The sequence below is a fragment of the Pseudomonas sp. NFPP07 genome, assembly GCF_900115645.1.
Taxonomy (GTDB): Bacteria; Pseudomonadota; Gammaproteobacteria; order Pseudomonadales; family Pseudomonadaceae; genus Aquipseudomonas; species Aquipseudomonas chlororaphis.
Window position 1 is genome coordinate 228,961 of the sequence record NZ_FOXG01000004.1, and the last position, 16,488, is coordinate 245,448.

Consider the following 16,488-nt stretch of genomic DNA (forward strand, 5'->3'; position numbering starts at 1 on the left):
TCACCGGCAGTGATAAAGAAGAAAAATGGCAGGGGCCGGCCAGCCGGCTACCCCAGGGAAATGGGCTCGCCGACACAGGCGAGCCAAGGCTCAGTTACAAATGCTTGGGGCTCCACAGCTGCACCGCGCGGGCATCCACCGGCTTGGGCAGGAGTTTTTCCTGGTAGAAGGCATCGGCGATTTTCTGCTGCTCGCCCAGGGCGTCCGGCTGCACCACTTCCACCTTGTAGGTGCGCCGACTGTTGGCCAGTTCCACCGTGCTCACGTCCAGGTTGCCCCACAGCGGGCCGAGCAGCTTTGCCGCCTCCGTCGGGTGCGCCTTGACCCAGGTGCCGGTCTTCTGCAGCTCGGCGAACACTTGGTTCAGCACCTCGGGGTGGGCCTTGGCGTAATCGTTGGAGGCCAGGTAATAACGCCGGTAGCTGGCCAGGCCCTGGCCGTCGTGCAGCACCCGCGCGCCCTGCTGGCGCTGGGCGCTGGCGACGAAGGGTTCCCAGGTGACCCAGGCATCGACCTTGGCGGTTTCCAGGGCGGCGCGACCATCGGCCGGGGTCAGGTACACCGGCTGGATATCGGCGAAACCCAGGCCGGCTTCGCGCAACGCGGCGATCAGCAGGTAATGGCTGCCGGCGGCCTTGGTCACGGCGATGCGCTTGCCCTTGAGGTCGGCCAGGGATTTGAGCGTGGAGTCCTTGGGAATGACGATGGACTGGGCGGCGGGCGACGGGGTTTCCGTGGCGAAGTAGGTCAGCTTGGCGCCGGCGGCCTGGGCGAAGACCGGCACGGTGTCGGCGACGTCGGCGCTGATGTCGACGTTGCCCACGTTCAGCGATTCCGCCAGGGGCAGGCCGCTGGTGAATTCATGCCAGGAGATCTTCACGCCCTGCCCCGCCAGTTGTTTTTCCAGGGTGCCCTGGGCCTTGAGCACCGCCAGCAGGGTCGAGGATTTCTGGTAGCCGATGCGCAGGTCGCTAGCGGCCTGGGCATTGAGCGCCATGCCCAGCGCCAGACCGGCCAGGGCGGTGATCGACAAGCTACGACGCAAAGCAAAGGGCAGGCGCATGGGGGCGGACCTTCTGGGAGACAGGAAAGTCGCTAAAAGCTAAACGATCTAAGAATTCAAATATAAATACTTTTTAAGCATTAGCTTAGGTTCGGCTGGACGATCCTAAGCTGCATGCAATGGCCGATCACACCATCGCCCCGTAGCCGCTGCCGAGCCCGCGAGGCTGCGATAAGGCCGGGTCGCGCTCGATACACAGGGCTTTGGCTCCCGATATCCCGACGGGCCTCTATCGGCCTTGAGATCGCCGCGCCCGTGCCGGGCGATCGCAGCCTGCGGCAGCGGCTACAAAAGCCCTGTTCACGACCTGTAGGAGCGAGCTTGCTCGCGATGGCCGTCAACGATAACGCGCCGCTTCCTGGAGGAATGCGGCGCCCTCTGGTTTATCGCGAGCAAGCTCGCTCCTACAAGGTGGACGCTGGTCGTCAAGCAACGCGCTGTCCTTTGGCGACGGCCTGGGACGCCGCCAGCATCGCCCGCAGCAACACCGCGCAGCCGGCGGCGAGGTCGTCGGGGTCGGCGTTTTCGATTTCGTTGTGGCTGATGCCGCCCTCGCAAGGCACGAAGATCATCCCCGCCGGGCCCAGCTCGGCGACGAAGATCGCGTCGTGCCCGGCGCCGCTGACGATGTCCATATGGCTCAGGCCCAACCCCTGCGCCGCCTCGCGTACCGCGTCGACACAGATCTTGTCGAAATACAGCGGCGGAAAGTCCGCGGTCGGCTGCATGTCGAAGGTCAGGCCATGTTCTTCGCAGGTGCTGTCGATCACCTGGCACACCTCGGCGATCATCGAGTCCAGGCGCGCCGGTTCCAGGTGCCGGAAGTCCAGGGTCATGCGCACCTCACCGGGGATCACGTTGCGCGAACCGGGATAGGCCTGCAGGCAACCCACGGTGCCGCAGGCATGGGGTTGATGGCCGAGGGCGGCGCGGTTGACCGCGGCCACCACCGCCGCCGCGCCGACCAGGGCGTCCTTGCGCAGGTGCATCGGGGTCGGGCCGGCGTGGGCTTCGACGCCGCGCAACTTCAGGTCGAACCATTTCTGGCCGAGGGCGCCGAGCACCACGCCTATGGTTTTCTTTTCGTCCTCGAGGATCGGCCCCTGCTCGATATGGGCTTCGAAGTAGGCCCCCACCGCGTGCCCGCTGACCTTGCGGCTGCCGGCATAGCCGATGGCGTTCAGCGCATCGCCGACGCTCACGCCTTCGGCATCGGTCTTGGCCAGGGTTTCCTCGAGGGTGAATTTCTCGGCGAACACCCCGGAGCCCATCATGCACGGCGGGAAGCGCGAGCCTTCTTCGTTGGTCCACACCACCACTTCCAGCGGCGCCTCGGTTTCCACCCCGAGGTCGTTGAGGGTGCGCAGCACTTCGAGCCCGGCCAGCACGCCGAAGCAGCCGTCGAACTTGCCGCCGGTGGGCTGGGTGTCGATATGGCTGCCAGTCATCACCGGCGGCAACTGCGGGTTACGCCCGGGGCGACGGGCGAAGATATTGCCGATGCCATCCACCGTGACCGTGCAGCCGGCCGCCTCGCACCACTGCACGAACAGATCGCGGGCCTGGCGGTCGAGGTCGGTCAGGGCCAGGCGACAGACCCCGCCCTTGACCGTGGCCCCGAGCCGCGCCAGCTCCATGAGCGACTGCCACAGGCGGTCGCGGTTGATGTGCCGGTGGCTGGATTGCAGAACGTCGACGGCAGCGTTCATGGTGATCTCCTCAGGCTTTTCTGGTTGTCGTTGACGAGGTTGCGCGCTCGTCTGGAGTCTTACGGTGTTCGATGGATCGCCCCCCTGTAGGAGCGAGCTTGCTCGCGATTGGCCAGTAGCCATAACGCGATTCGCCAGATAGACCGCGTTGTTTGCACGTTTTTCGCGAGCAAGCTCGCTCCTACAGGGGAACAGGCCGGCCGCCATAACGCCATTCAAAGGTCATACCGGCGTCTTGACGCTCACGCTCTGCGGGCGGCCCATGCTGCACAGGCCGTAGTAGAGCAAGCCGCCCAGGGCCGAGCCGGTGAACCAGCCGTAGCTGTAGAACCAGCTGAATACATCGCTGCCCAGGGACAGCAAGGTCAGCGCCACCGGCACGCCAAAGGCGATAAAGCCGTAGCCATTCCACGCCGGGTAGACGTCATCGCGGTACAGCCCGGCCAGGTCCAGGCGCTGTTTCTTGATGATGAAATAGTCCACCACCATGATCCCGGCGATGGGCCCCAGCAGGCTGGAGTAACCCAGCAGCCAGTTGGAATACACAGTCTCCAGGCTGACGTCCGAGACCAGCAGGCCGAGCTTTTTCAGCAGCTCGTGAGCCATCAGCGCCAGGCCGACGAGCCCGGTGAGGATCACCGCCTTGGTGCGGCCGATCAGCTTCGGTGCGATGTTCTGGAAGTCGTTGGTCGGCGAGACGATGTTCGCCGCGGTATTGGTCGAGAGCGTGGCGATGATGATCAGTGCCATGGCCAGGGCCACCCAGCCGGGGCTCTGGATATGGCCGATCAGGCTCACCGGGTCGGAGACGGTGACGCCCACCAGCTTCACCGAGGCGGCGGTCATCACTACCCCGAGCGCGGCGAACAGGAACATGGTCAGCGGCAGGCCAAAGATCTGCCCGAGGATCTGGTCCTTCTGGCTTTTCGCGTAGCGGCTGAAGTCCGGGATATTCAGCGACAGGGTGGCCCAGAACCCGACCATCGCCGTGAGCCCGGCGAAGAAGTAGCTGTAGACGCTGGCGCCTTCCGGACGCTTGGGCGGCTGCGCCAACAATTCACTCAGGGACACATTGGGCAGCGCCCACACCAGCAGCCCCGCCCCCACCAATACCAGCAGGGGCGCCGACAGGGTTTCCAGCCATTTGATCGACTCGGCGCCGCGCAGCACCACCCACAGGTTGAGGGTCCAGAAGAGCATGAAGCCGATTACCTCGCCGGTGCCGCCCAGGGCCTTCCAGCCCTCGAAGATCGAGCCGAGGAACAGGTGGATCGCCAGGCCGCCGAACATGGTCTGGATGCCGAACCAGCCGCAGGCCACCAGGGCGCGGATCAGGCACGGCACATTGGAGCCGATGACACCGAAGGACGAACGCAGCAGCACCGGGAATGGAATGCCGTACTTGGTGCCGGCGAAGGCGTTGAGGGTCAGGGGGACCAGCACCACGATATTGGCCAGCAGGATCGCCAGCAGCGCCTCGCCCACCGTCAGCCCGAAATAGGCGGTGAGCACACCGCCCAGGGTGTAGGTCGGCACACAGATCGACATGCCGACCCACAGCGCGGTGATGTGCCATTTGTTCCAGGTGCGCTCATGGACCTTGGTCGGCGCGATATCGTGGTTGTAACGGGGGCTGTCGAGCACGTCGCTGCCGGCGTCCAGCTCGTACAGGCCGGCACGCTCGGTCACTTGGGATCTGTTCTGTTGCATGGCCGCTCCACTTTTTTCTGATTATTTTTGCTCATCAGGCGGGCCGGCAGACGTGCTACCAGCCCGGCGATGGCCGGAGAACTGACGACTTTTACCGACCGGCCATCCTGTCGACGGCGGCACTCAATAAGCGTGCCGGCTTGCCCGTCGACGGTGCTCCACAGTCGGTAAAATCCATGTAAACAACTGATGTTTCTTCAGTTTTATTCTGAACAACTTCCTGTCCGAGATAACTTGCCGGTTCACTCAGGCCGAATGCCGGGCAAGTTGTCCATCGGGTCAGGACTCAATCTGGTGCACGCAAACTTTTTTCAAACTTTTGTATGGGCCACAGGCCTCCTTCAAGCGGCTGATTTCACATAGGAAATCTTGCTCATATTTCGATCCTGTCAAGTGCGTCAAAATGGTGAAAGGCTGCACCATTTTGCGGATTTACGATTTAAATCGTTATATTTCAATTACTTAACTTTGATACATGCTTATAAAAAATAATCTTGCCGATTGATTGAACACCAGCTAGTTTTTTATTCCTGACACAGCTGACAGGAATAAACATTCCGCAGCCTGCGTATTACAAAAACACTAGAACCGGCATAAGCCGGTCATGCCTGCGAGGAACTCGGAATGTCTCTGTTGATCCGTGGCGCCACCGTTATTACCCATGATGAAAGTTATAAAGCCGATGTGCTGTGCGCCGACGGCGTGATCAAGGCCATCGGCCAGAATCTGGACAAACCCGCAGTCTGCGAAGTGCTCGATGGCAGTGGCCAATACCTGATGCCCGGCGGCATCGATCCCCATACCCATATGCAACTGCCCTTCATGGGCACCGTGGCCAGCGAAGACTTCTTCAGCGGCACCGCGGCGGGCTTGGCCGGCGGCACCACCTCGATCATCGATTTCGTGATTCCCAACCCGCAGCAATCGCTGCTGGAAGCCTTTCATCAGTGGCGCGGCTGGGCCGAGAAGTCGGCTTCGGACTATGGCTTCCACGTCGCCATCACCTGGTGGAGCGAGCAGGTGCGCGAGGAAATGGCCGAGCTGGTGAACCAGCACGGGGTCAACAGCTTCAAGCATTTCATGGCCTACAAGAACGCGATCATGGCCGCCGACGACACCCTGGTGGCGAGCTTCGAGCGCTGCCTGGAACTCGGCGCGGTGCCAACGGTGCACGCGGAGAACGGCGAGCTGGTCTATCACCTGCAACGCAAGCTGCTGGCCCAGGGCATCACCGGGCCGGAAGCCCACCCGCTGTCGCGCCCTTCCCAGGTCGAAGGCGAAGCCGCCAGCCGGGCCATTCGCATCGCCGAAACCCTGGGCACGCCGCTGTACCTGGTGCATGTCTCGACCCAGGAGGCACTGGACGAAATCACCTATGCCCGCGGCAAGGGCCAGCCGGTGTACGGCGAAGTGCTGGCCGGGCACCTGCTGCTGGACGACAGCGTGTACCGCCACCCGGACTGGCAGACCGCCGCCGGCTACGTAATGAGCCCGCCCTTCCGCCCTCGCGGCCACCAGGACGCGCTGTGGCATGGCCTGCAATCGGGCAACCTGCACACCACCGCCACCGACCACTGCTGTTTCTGCGCCGAACAGAAAGCCGCCGGCCGCGACGATTTCAGCAAGATCCCCAACGGCACCGCCGGCATCGAAGACCGCATGGCCGTGCTCTGGGACGAAGGGGTGAACAGCGGGCGCCTGTCGATGCAGGACTTCGTCGCCCTGACCTCCACCAACGCGGCGAAGATCTTCAACCTCTACCCGCGCAAGGGCGCGATCCGCGTCGGCGCCGATGCCGACCTGGTGCTCTGGGACCCGCAAGGCAGCCGCACCATCTCCGCTGCGACCCACCACCAGCAGGTGGACTTCAACATCTTCGAAGGCAAGACCGTGCGCGGCGTGCCCAGCCACACCATCAGCCAGGGCAAGCTGGTCTGGGCCGACGGCGACCTGCGCGCCGAGCGCGGTGCCGGCCGCTACATCGAGCGCCCGGCCTACCCGGCGGTGTTCGACCTGCTGAGCAAGCGCGCCGAGGCGCACAAGCCAACCGCCGTCAAACGCTGAACCCGGGGGCTTTGCCCCCTATCGCGAGCAAGCTCGCTCCTACATGAAAACGCATCCCCTGTAGGAGCGAGCTTGCTCGCGATCCGGGCGCTCGCGCCCGGTAGAAAAACAATGCCCGTCAGAGGCAATCGACAAAAAACCGTGAGGCCTGAACCGTGATCAAGACCCTGAACCACTTGCCCCATCCCCAGGAGGATGGCGCCACCCTCGCCGGCCACTTCAGCGACCTGGCGCCGCCGCTCAACGACCGCCAGGCGCACCTGGAAGCCTCGCGCTGCCTGTATTGCTACGACGCGCCGTGCGTCAACGCCTGTCCCAGCGAGATCGACATTCCCTCGTTCATCCGCCATATCCACACCGACAACGTCCAGGGCGCGGCGCAGAAGATTCTCTCGGCCAATATCCTCGGCGGCAGCTGCGCCCGGGTGTGCCCGACGGAGATCCTGTGCCAGCAGGCCTGTGTGCGTAACAACGCCCAGGAATGCGCGCCGGTGCTGATCGGCCTGTTGCAGCGTTACGCGGTGGACAACGCGCACTTCAGCCAGCACCCGTTCCAGCGCGCCGCCGCCAGCGGCAAGCGCATCGCCGTGGTCGGCGCCGGGCCGGCGGGGCTGTCGTGCGCCCACCGCTGCGCCATGCACGGGCATGAGGTGGTGATTTTCGAGGCCCGGGAAAAAGCCGGCGGCCTCAACGAATACGGGATCGCCAAGTACAAGCTGGTGGACGACTTCGCCCAGAAGGAACTGGATTTCCTGCTGCAGATCGGCGGCATCGAAATCCGCCACGGGCACAGACTCGGCGACAACCTGAGCCTCACCGAACTGCACCAGCAATTCGACGCGGTGTTCCTCGGCCTCGGCCTGGCCGCCAGCAAACAGCTGGGCCTGCCCCATGAGGACGCCCCCGGCCTGCTGGCCGCCACCGACTATATCCGCGAACTGCGCCAGGCCGACGACCTCACGCAACTGCCCCTGGCCGACCGCTGCATCGTCCTCGGCGCCGGCAATACCGCGATCGACATGGCGGTGCAGATGGCCCGCCTCGGCGCCCACGATGTCAACCTGGTGTACCGCCGCGGCATCGAGGACATGGGCGCGACTCGCCATGAACAGGACATCGCCAAGGCCAATCAGGTGCGCCTGCTGACCTGGGCCGCGCCCGAAGAGGTGCTGCTCGACGCCCAGGGCCGGGTGTGCGGCATGCGCTTCGCCCGCACCCGGCTGGTGGAGGGCCGCCTGCAAACCACCGGGGAGACCTTCGAGCTGGCCGCCGATGCGATCTTCAAGGCCATCGGCCAGGCGTTCGACGGCGCCGCGCTGAGCGACCCGCTGGCCCGCGAGCTCAAGCGCGCCGGCGAGCGCATCGAAGTCGACGAACAGCTGCGCACCAGCATCCCCGGGGTGTATGCCGGCGGCGACTGCGTCAGCCTCGGCCAGGACCTCACCGTCCAGGCGGTGCAACACGGCAAGCTGGCCGCCGAAGCCATGCATGCCCAACTCATGCTCAACGTGGAGGCTGCGTAAATGGCCGATCTGTCGATTGTGTTCGCCGGTATCAAAGCCCCCAACCCGTTCTGGCTGGCCTCCGCGCCGCCGACCGACAAGGCCTACAACGTGGTCCGCGCCTTCGAGGCCGGCTGGGGTGGCGTGGTCTGGAAAACCCTGGGCGAGGACCCGGCGGCGGTCAACGTGTCGTCACGCTACTCGGCGCACTTCGGCGCCAACCGCGAAGTGCTGGGCATCAACAATATCGAACTGATCACCGACCGTTCTCTGGAGATCAACCTCAGGGAAATCACCCAGGTCAAGAAGGACTGGCCGGACCGTGCGCTGATCGTGTCGCTGATGGTGCCCTGCGTCGAGGAGTCATGGAAAAACATCCTGCCGCTGGTGGAAGCCACCGGCGCCGACGGCATCGAACTGAATTTCGGCTGCCCCCACGGCATGCCGGAACGCGGCATGGGCGCGGCGGTCGGCCAGGTGCCGGAGTACGTGGAACAGGTCACCCGCTGGTGCAAGACTTATTGCTCGCTGCCGGTGATCGTCAAGCTGACGCCGAACATCACCGATATCCGCATGGCCGCCCGCGCGGCCCATCGCGGCGGCGCCGACGCGGTGTCGCTGATCAACACCATCAACTCGATCACCAGCGTGGACCTTGAGCGCATGGTGGCCAACCCGATGGTCGGCAGCCAGAGCACCCACGGCGGCTACTGCGGTTCGGCGGTCAAGCCGATTGCCCTGAACATGGTCGCCGAGATCGCCCGTGACCCGCAGACCCACGGCCTGCCGATCTGCGGTATCGGCGGCATCGGCACCTGGCGCGACGCCGCGGAATTCGTTGCCCTGGGCTGCGGCGCGGTGCAGGTGTGCACGGCGGCGATGCTGCATGGCTTTCGCATCGTCGAAGAGATGAAGGACGGCCTGTCGCGGTGGATGGACAGCCAGGGTTATCACAGCCTGCAGGACTTCTCCGGGCGCGCGGTGGGCAACACCACCGACTGGAAGTACCTGGATATCAACTACCAGGTGATCGCCAAGATCGACCAGGACGCCTGCATCGGCTGCGGCCGCTGCCATATCGCCTGCGAAGACACCTCGCACCAGGCCATCGCCAGCCTCAAGCAGGCCGACGGCACGCATAAATACCAAGTGATCGACGCCGAATGCGTGGGCTGCAACCTGTGCCAGATCACCTGCCCGGTGCAGGACTGCATCGAGATGGTGCCCCAGGACACCGGCAAGCCGTTCCTCGACTGGCAGCACGATCCGCGCAATCCGTATCGCGAGGCGGTGTGAGGTTCGCCGGGTAAATAGCATTGGCTGGACGTAAACGTTGACGCCTGCCTGTAGCCGCTGCCGAGCCTGCGAGGCTGCGATCGGGCGCGAAGCGGCCGCAACCCGGATAACGCGCAAGACCTGACACACCGCGAATTCAGGTTTTGCGGCAACTGCGTTGCCGTTCGCAGCCTCGCTGCGCTCGGCAGCGGCTACACGCCAACGTTCAGGGGGGCTGCCGTATCAGGGCTCCAGCCCGATCCCGCGCAGGATCACGCTGGTCACCGTCTGCACGGCCTTTTCGAACTGCATGTCCGACAGCGGCTGGTGTTCGTTGATGATCATGATCTGGTGGTCGAAGTCGGCGTAGTGCTGGGTCGAGGCCCAGATCATGTACAGCAGGCTCGAGGGTTCCACCGGCAGGATGCGCTGGTCTTCGACCCACTGGCGGATCTTCGCTTCCTTCATCTTCGCCCAGTCGTACAGGCTGGCGTCCAGCGCCTCGCCCAGGGTCGGCGCGCCGTGGATGATTTCATTGGCCCAGACTTTCGAGCCATAAGGCCGGCTGCGCGAATGGTTCATCTTGGCGCGGATATAACTGCTGAGCACCACCCGCGGGTCGTCGAACATCTCGAAGCACAGCGCGTCCTGCTTCCACAGTTCCAGCAGCTCCAGCAGCACCGCGCTGTACAGCTCGCTCTTGGTGCTGAAGTAGTAATGCAGGTTGGAGCGCGGCAATTGCACCTCGGCGGCGATATCGGCCATGGCCGTGCCGCTGAAGCCTTTTTCGGCGAACACCTTTTCCGCCGCCAGGAGGATTTTTTCGACGTTGCTGCGACGGATCTCGATCTTGTGATTGCCCATAAGGGCTCCCTGAAAACAGTCTGCTGCAAGACTACCATCGGCCTTCGTACAAAAACGAAACTTCCTGCGCCCGGCTTTCCCCGGCAAAACCGATTGGTTAGGATCCCTCCCGCCTTATTCCCGGGCACCTGAAGTGTTCCGTCCAGGCGTTGATTCGCGACACGGACATGCAGGCAGGACTTTCGCCGCCGAACCCAAAGCGTTTCGGCCACCCTGCAACGCCGCTATGGAGCTTATCCATGAACATTCGCAAACGCCGGGCCGCGGACGACCCGCAGCTCGCCGCCCTGTGGGAACGCTCGGTACGGGCCACCCACGACTTTATCGCCGAAGACGACATCCAGCTGCTCTACCCCCTGGTGCGCGACACCTACCTGCCGGCCCTCGAAGCCTGGTTGCTGGAGGATACCGACGGCACCCCGGCCGGCTTTATCGCCACCGCCGGCGACAAGGTGGAAATGCTGTTTATCGAACCGACCCGCCGTGGCCAGGGCGTCGGCCGGCAACTGCTCGACCATGTACGCAGCCGGCATCCGCGGCTCAGCGTAGACGTCAACGAACAGAACCCCCAGGCCCATGGTTTTTATCGGCACTACGGTTTCGAAGACATCGGCCGTTCGGCAACCGACGGCCAGGGCCGGCCGTTCCCGATCATCCATATGCGCCTGAAAAGCGCTTGAACAATGCGCCGATGTTTCATCCAGCGACCCGACCACGGTCCTTATACTCATCGGCGCATCGACTACCCGACACTCATTGAACAGGTATTTCCCATGCTGAAAAAACTGCTGACCACCAGCGCCCTGCTGGCCTCTCTCGCCACCGCCTCCTCGGCCTTCGCCCACGCCCACCTGCAAAGCCAGGTCCCGGCCGCCGACAGCACGGTGAGCGCGCCGAGCGAGTTGCGCCTGGTGTTCTCCGAAGGCGTCGAGGCGGCCTTCACTAAAGTCAGCCTGAGCAAGGATGGCGCGGCGGTCGCCGTCAAGGCCCTGGCCACCGAAGGCGCGGACAAGAAGACCCTGGTCGTGACCCCGGCGGCGCCGCTGGCGGCGGGCGCCTACAAGGTCGAGTGGCACGCGGTGTCGGTCGATACCCACAAGAGCGCAGGCAGCTACGGCTTCAAGGTCGGCCAGTAACCGATGTCGACCCTGTTGGTGCTCTGCCGCTTCGTGCATTTCGCGGCAGTCCTGCTGCTGTTCGGGGCCTGGGTGTTCAGGCCCCTGCTGTTGGGGCACGAGCCCGTTGCCGCCTTGGATCGAAACCTGACCCGACTCGGCCGCTGGCTGGCCGGAATCGCCCTGGCCACGGGCATCTGCTGGTTGCTGCTGATCACCGCCAGCATGGCCGGCAGCGGCGCCGCGGCCCTGGACCCGGCGACCTTGCAGCGGGTGCTGGGCAACACCTTTTTTGGCCAGGTGTGGAGCTGGCATCTGCTGCTCAATGGCCTGCTGGTGGTTTTGCTGTTGACCCACCTGGGTGAGCCGCTGGCGCTGCGGCTGATCCTCGCCGCCCTGCTGCTGGCCACCCTCGCCCCCGTGGGCCATGGCGCCATGCTCGACGGCCTCAGCGGCCAGTTGCTGATCCTCAACCAGATCGTCCACCTGGGCTGCGTCAGCCTGTGGCTGGGCGGTTTGCTGGTGCTGTTGATGATTCTGCGCCAGCCGGACGGCCTGCCACTGGGCCCGCTGCTGCGGCGTTTCAGTGGGGTCGGTTACGGGCTGGTGGCCGGGTTGAGCCTCAGTGGGCTGATCAATGTGCGGGTGCTGACCGGCCAGTTGTGGCCGACACCGCTGCTGTCCGGCTTTGCCCTGATCCTGCTGATCAAGGTGCTGCTGGTGTGCGGCATGTTCGCCCTGGCCCTGTTCAACCGCCTGCGCATCGAGGACTGCCAGCAACGCCTCGGCACCCTGCGCCGCAGCGTGCTGCTGGAATGGCTGCTGGGCATCGCCGCGGTGGCGGCGGTGTCGCTGCTCGGCACCTTGCCGCCTCTCACCGCCTGACACCCCGCCCCCTTGTAGGAGCGAGCTTGCTCGCGATAGCCGCGAAGCGGCGATTGCCCTGTGTGAACGTGTCGCCGTAGAGTTTTTTTCGCGAGCAAGCTCGCTCCTACAAGGGATGCACATCACTCGATGTGGGCGTCGCCCTCCGCCGCCGTATCGATACTCACCACCACCGACATCCCCGGACGCAGGCGTTCGCTTTCTGCCTGGTCGGGGTCGACGGTGATGCGCACCGGTATCCGCTGGGCGATCTTGACGAAGTTGCCGGTGGCGTTGTCGGCCTGCAACAAGGCGAACTCCGAACCGGTGGCCGGCGAAATGCGCTGCACATGGCCGTGGAATTTGCGGTGGTTGAGCGCATCGACGGTGAAGCTCGCGGGCTGGCCGACGCGGATGTTGTCCATCTGGGTTTCCTTCATGTTGGCGATCACCCAGAGCTGGTTCGGCACCAGCGCCATCAGCTGCGCCCCGGAATTGACGTAGGCCCCCAGGCGCACGCCGATCTGCCCCAGCTGGCCATCGCGCGGCGCGGTGACCCGGGTGTTGGACAGGTCGATCCGCGCCAGTTGCACCGCCGCCTCGGCATTGGCCACCGCGGCCTCCAGCGAGCCGCGATTGACGATCACCGTCTGCAGGTCCTGGCGGGCGATGTCCAGCTGCGCCTGGGCCTGGGCCACCGCGGCGAGGGTCTGGGCGTTGGCGGCGCGGGTCACGTCGAGGTCCCGCTGGGACACCGAGCCGTCGGCGATCAGTTCCTGGTTTCGGCGCAGGTCGGCGGCGCTCTTGCGCGCCTGGGCCTGGCTGTCGGCCAGCGCCGCCTGGCGCAGCTTGATGGTGGCTTCGGCGCTGTTGCGTTGCTGCACCACATTGGCCAGCGCCGCCTTCTGCGCCGCCAGCTGGGCCAGGGACTGCTCCAGGCGTTGCTTGTAGATGCGGTCGTCGAGGCGCACCAGCAGGTCGCCGGCCTTGACGAACTGGAAGTCCTGCACCGGCACCTCGAACACATAGCCGCTGAGCTGCGGCCCGATGATCGTCACCTGGCCGCGCACCAGGGCGTTCTCGGTGCTTTCGATGGGGCTGCTGAACGGCGGCAGCTGCCAGGCATAGAGCACGATCAATACCCCGGTGATGGCGATCGCGGCGAACCCCAGGGACGAGATGATCCGCACCCGCAGCGAACGCGGCTCGGTGATCGGCATCGACGGCGGCGTGCTGCCTTCCGGGGTCGAGGCAATGGCGTTGGTGGTGGTGATGGTCGGTTCGGTCATGAAGAAATGGCACCGCTGGGTTGGACGGGAGTCGGGGCTGGGGTGGCTGGCGCGACCGCCTTGGTCGTGCTCATCAGCCACAGGCTGCGAATGAAGATCCAGATCATGGTCAGCACGGCAATCACCGCGATCAGCATGAACACATCGTTGTAGGCCAGTACGTTGGCTTCGCGGGTGGCGGCGCTGGCCAGGCTGCGGATGCCTTGCAGCTCGCGCGCCTGCGGGTCGGCGATGACCCGGCCGACGGCCGCCCCGCCGCTCTGCACCCGGCCCAGCACCCGCGGGTCCATCAGCACCAGTTGCTCGACGATATGGCTGGAATGGTATTTCTCGCGCACGATCTGGAAGGTCCCCAGCAGCGCCGAGCCGATCAGCCCGCCGAGGTTCTGGCAGATGCCGAACAACACCGAGAAGCTCACCAGGTTGCGCGGGTTGGTCAGCACGTTGCGCGTGCCCAGGACCATGGTCGGGCCAAGAAAGAAGGTGCCGCCGAAGGCCAGCAGGAACTGGCTGAAATACATGTTGGCCGGGCGCGTAAGGTTACTGGAGAAGCTGTCCATCACCGAGCCCACGGCCATCAGCGCCAGGGAGATGACCAGCGGCATCAGCAGGTGCGCCGGGTTGATGGTCAGGGCGCTGGTGGCGAGACCCGCGATGCTGCCCAGCAGCATCACGCCATACAGGAGGCGCATTTGCTGGCTGCTCATGTTCAGCGCCTGGAGAAAACCCACGGCGCCGGTGGACTGCTCGGACAGCACCATGCGGATCAGGATCACCGCCAGGGCCAGGCGGATCGCCGCCCCGCTGCCCAGCCAGCGGGTCATCAGCATCGGGTTGCTGCGGTTATGTTCAATGGCCAGGCCGGCGAGAATCAGCACGATCGAACCGGCGCTCGCGTAGCCGATCCACGGCGCCTCCAGCCACCAGTCGATGCGCCCCAGGGACAGCACCGCGCAGAGCAGCGCGACGCCGCTGGCGAGGATGGCGAAGGTCAGGAAGTCGAGCTTTTCGAAGGTGCGGAAACGGTCGCCGGGCGGCAGCTTGAGCAGGAACACGCAGCCCAGGGACGCCAGCGCCAGCCCCAGTTCGAACAGGTACAGGCCGCGCCATTCGGCGATCTGCAGCAGGTCTTCGGAAAACAGCCGGGCCAGGGGCAAGGCCAGTTGCGAGGCGCCCAGCCCGAGCACCAGGGCTTTCATCCGCCACTTGGCCGGGAATGCCTGGACCATGTAGTACAGGCCCAGGGAGCTCAGGGCCGCGCCGACCATGCCGTGGGCCGCGCGCACGGCGATGGCCGAACTCAGGTCGTTGACGAACAGGTGGCCGAAGGTCACCAGCGCATAGAGCACCAGGAACACCTCGGTAAAGGCGCGCAGGCCGAACTGCTGGCGAAACTTCACCAGCAGCAGGTTCATCGACACGTTGGTCATCACGTAGGCGGCCGGCAGCCAGGCCATTTCCGCGGTGGTCGCGCCCAGGGCGCCTTGCAGATACGGCAGGTTGGCGATCACCAGTGAGTTGCCGAGGCCGCCGGTGATCGCCACCAGCAAACCGACCAGGGCATAGGCCAGGCGCTTGTGGGTGGGGTGCAGCGGCGTCGAGGGGGAGCCGGGCAAGCTGGGCTTTTCGTGGGGTTGCCAGTTGCGCGGGGCGTAACTATCCATTCAGTGACCTTGCCATTGCGTGAGCTTGTCCCATGTCCGCCCGAGTGGCGGACGATCCAGAGTTGTTCCGGGTTGCCCGGCAGTTTGCCGGAACCTGAGGCGTCTTTGTAGGAGCGAGCGTGCTCGCGATAGCGGTGTGCCTGGCTAGCCGCGGTACCCGTATCGCCAGCAAGCTGGCTCCTACAGATCATTTCTTGCGACGTCGCGTTTACCATTGCCACCCCTGCCCCTCTAGAATCGACCTCCCCTTGCGCTCCAGCCGCGGAGACCTCCATGCCCCTGCCTTTTCAGAAGCTGCATGCCAATGGCGACGACTTCATGCTGGTCGATGCCCGCGGGCGCGACAACCCGATCACCGCCGAGCTGGCCAGGGCCCTGGGCGATCGCCATCGCGGCGTGGGTTTCAATCAACTGGTGGTGCTCGGCGATTGCCCCGAGACGGCGGCGCAACTGACTTTCTGGAATGCCGATGGTTCCAGCCTGAGCACTTGCGGCAGCGCCACCCGCGGCGCGGCCGACCTGCTGATGCGCGAAAGCGGCGCAGACTCGGTATGGGTGAAAACCGTGCGCGGCATCCAGCACTGCACGCGCCTGGACGATCAGTCGGTAGCGGTGGAGATGGGCGTGGCGCAATTTGCCTGGCAGGACATTCCGCTGGCGACGGCCCTCGACAGTCTGGCCCTGCCCCTGCCCGGCGAGCCGGCGGCGTGCAGCATGGGCAACCCGCACTGCACATTTTTCGTCGAGGATGTGCAAGCCATCGATGTGGCCACACTCGGCCCGCGGATCGAGGCGCACCCGCTGTTCCCGCAGAAAACCAATGTGCATTTCGTCCAGGTCATCGACCGCCAGACCATTCGCCTGCGCATCTGGGAACGCAACGGCGCCATCCCTCTGGGCTCCGGCTCATGCTCCTGTGGCGCGGCGGTCAACGGCATCCGCCGCGGCCTGCTGGACAGCCCGGTCCGGGTGCTGTGCGACGGCGGCCCGGTCACCGTCAGCTGGGACGGCCAGGGCAAGGTGCGGCTGGCCGGCAATGTGGTGCAGGTGTTCAGCAGGATGCTCTGCGGCTGATGGTGCCTGGACGGACCTGTCGCGATGACAGACGGTTTGCACTGGAACTTTACAAATAGTCCAGAACTGGATAATTTGTCTTAAGCCTTTAGAGTGCCAGCCACGCAAGCGGAAATGGGTGACCTGCTGACGGGGCAAGTCGAACTCATCCGCAGGGCGAATGACATCACTCTTTTCGTTATGACGGGGTTAGCGCTACAAGACCTGACAGGTGCTCAACTGCTGTTCAAGCAAGCCAATATCGAAGGTATTGGCCAGGACATTTCTTGGCCGTGGTAATTCTTTGAGGACATTT

At 64.6% G+C, this 16,488-nt stretch carries 14 protein-coding genes; 8 read left to right on the forward strand and 6 right to left on the reverse strand.

Going from position 1 to position 16,488, the window contains the following annotated elements:
* Positions 1–94 precede the first annotated feature (94 nt).
* The 3 genes from BM019_RS12230 to BM019_RS12240 all read right to left on the reverse strand — a co-directional run bounded on the left by BM019_RS12230 (position 95) and on the right by BM019_RS12240 (position 4,482).
* Complete coding sequence (locus tag BM019_RS12230; RefSeq protein ID WP_092418397.1) at positions 95–1,063, reverse strand: aliphatic sulfonate ABC transporter substrate-binding protein; 969 nt, start codon at positions 1,061–1,063, stop codon at positions 95–97.
* Between the two features lie 425 nt (positions 1,064–1,488).
* Entirely contained in the window at positions 1,489–2,772 is a 1,284-nt protein-coding gene (locus tag BM019_RS12235) for a Zn-dependent hydrolase (protein ID WP_092418398.1), read from the reverse strand.
* 222 nt (positions 2,773–2,994) lie between these two features.
* On the reverse strand, positions 2,995–4,482 hold the full coding sequence (locus BM019_RS12240) for an NCS1 family nucleobase:cation symporter-1 (protein WP_092418399.1): 1,488 nt from the start codon (positions 4,480–4,482) through the stop codon (positions 2,995–2,997).
* Between the two features lie 624 nt (positions 4,483–5,106).
* Here BM019_RS12240 and hydA point away from each other — a divergent pair.
* From hydA to preA, 3 genes are all read left to right on the forward strand, one after another.
* Entirely contained in the window at positions 5,107–6,546 is a 1,440-nt protein-coding gene (hydA, locus tag BM019_RS12245; RefSeq protein ID WP_092418400.1) for a dihydropyrimidinase, read from the forward strand.
* Between the two features lie 155 nt (positions 6,547–6,701).
* On the forward strand, positions 6,702–8,069 hold the full coding sequence (locus BM019_RS12250) for an NAD(P)-dependent oxidoreductase (RefSeq protein ID WP_092418401.1): 1,368 nt from the start codon (positions 6,702–6,704) through the stop codon (positions 8,067–8,069).
* Complete coding sequence (preA, locus tag BM019_RS12255) at positions 8,070–9,344, forward strand: NAD-dependent dihydropyrimidine dehydrogenase subunit PreA (RefSeq protein WP_085531451.1); 1,275 nt, start codon at positions 8,070–8,072, stop codon at positions 9,342–9,344.
* A 222-nt stretch (positions 9,345–9,566) separates the two neighbouring features.
* Here the strand turns inward: preA and BM019_RS12260 are convergent, their stop codons facing one another.
* Positions 9,567–10,187, reverse strand: coding sequence for a TetR/AcrR family transcriptional regulator (locus tag BM019_RS12260; protein ID WP_007922198.1), 621 nt, complete (start codon positions 10,185–10,187; stop codon positions 9,567–9,569).
* A 239-nt stretch (positions 10,188–10,426) separates the two neighbouring features.
* Between BM019_RS12260 and BM019_RS12265 the strand changes: the two genes are divergently transcribed.
* From BM019_RS12265 to copD, 3 genes are all read left to right on the forward strand, one after another.
* Positions 10,427–10,867: an acetyltransferase gene (locus BM019_RS12265; RefSeq protein WP_092418402.1), complete on the forward strand. Its 441-nt coding sequence runs from the start codon at positions 10,427–10,429 to the stop codon at positions 10,865–10,867.
* A 93-nt stretch (positions 10,868–10,960) separates the two neighbouring features.
* Positions 10,961–11,323: a copper homeostasis periplasmic binding protein CopC gene (gene copC, locus BM019_RS12270; protein WP_092418403.1), complete on the forward strand. Its 363-nt coding sequence runs from the start codon at positions 10,961–10,963 to the stop codon at positions 11,321–11,323.
* A 3-nt stretch (positions 11,324–11,326) separates the two neighbouring features.
* Positions 11,327–12,187: a copper homeostasis membrane protein CopD gene (gene copD, locus BM019_RS12275; RefSeq protein WP_092418404.1), complete on the forward strand. Its 861-nt coding sequence runs from the start codon at positions 11,327–11,329 to the stop codon at positions 12,185–12,187.
* 122 nt (positions 12,188–12,309) lie between these two features.
* On the opposite strand, the gene BM019_RS12280 is transcribed toward copD, so the two are convergent.
* Both BM019_RS12280 and BM019_RS12285 read right to left on the reverse strand, forming a co-directional pair.
* A complete protein-coding gene (locus BM019_RS12280; RefSeq protein ID WP_092418405.1) occupies positions 12,310–13,455 on the reverse strand; it encodes an HlyD family secretion protein in 1,146 nt (381 codons plus the stop codon).
* Positions 13,452–15,119 carry an MFS transporter gene (locus BM019_RS12285; protein WP_062825453.1) on the reverse strand — a complete coding sequence of 556 codons (1,668 nt, stop codon included), beginning with the start codon at positions 15,117–15,119 and terminating at the stop codon, positions 13,452–13,454. The genes BM019_RS12280 and BM019_RS12285 overlap by 4 nt, the downstream gene beginning before the upstream one ends.
* 273 nt (positions 15,120–15,392) lie before the next feature.
* On the opposite strand from BM019_RS12285, the gene dapF reads away from it, so the two are divergent.
* Positions 15,393–16,193, forward strand: coding sequence for a diaminopimelate epimerase (dapF, locus tag BM019_RS12290; protein ID WP_092418406.1), 801 nt, complete (start codon positions 15,393–15,395; stop codon positions 16,191–16,193).
* Positions 16,194–16,286: 93 nt separating this feature from the next.
* A complete protein-coding gene (locus BM019_RS30475; protein ID WP_256596237.1) occupies positions 16,287–16,472 on the forward strand; it encodes a hypothetical protein in 186 nt (61 codons plus the stop codon).
* Positions 16,473–16,488 lie beyond the last annotated feature (16 nt).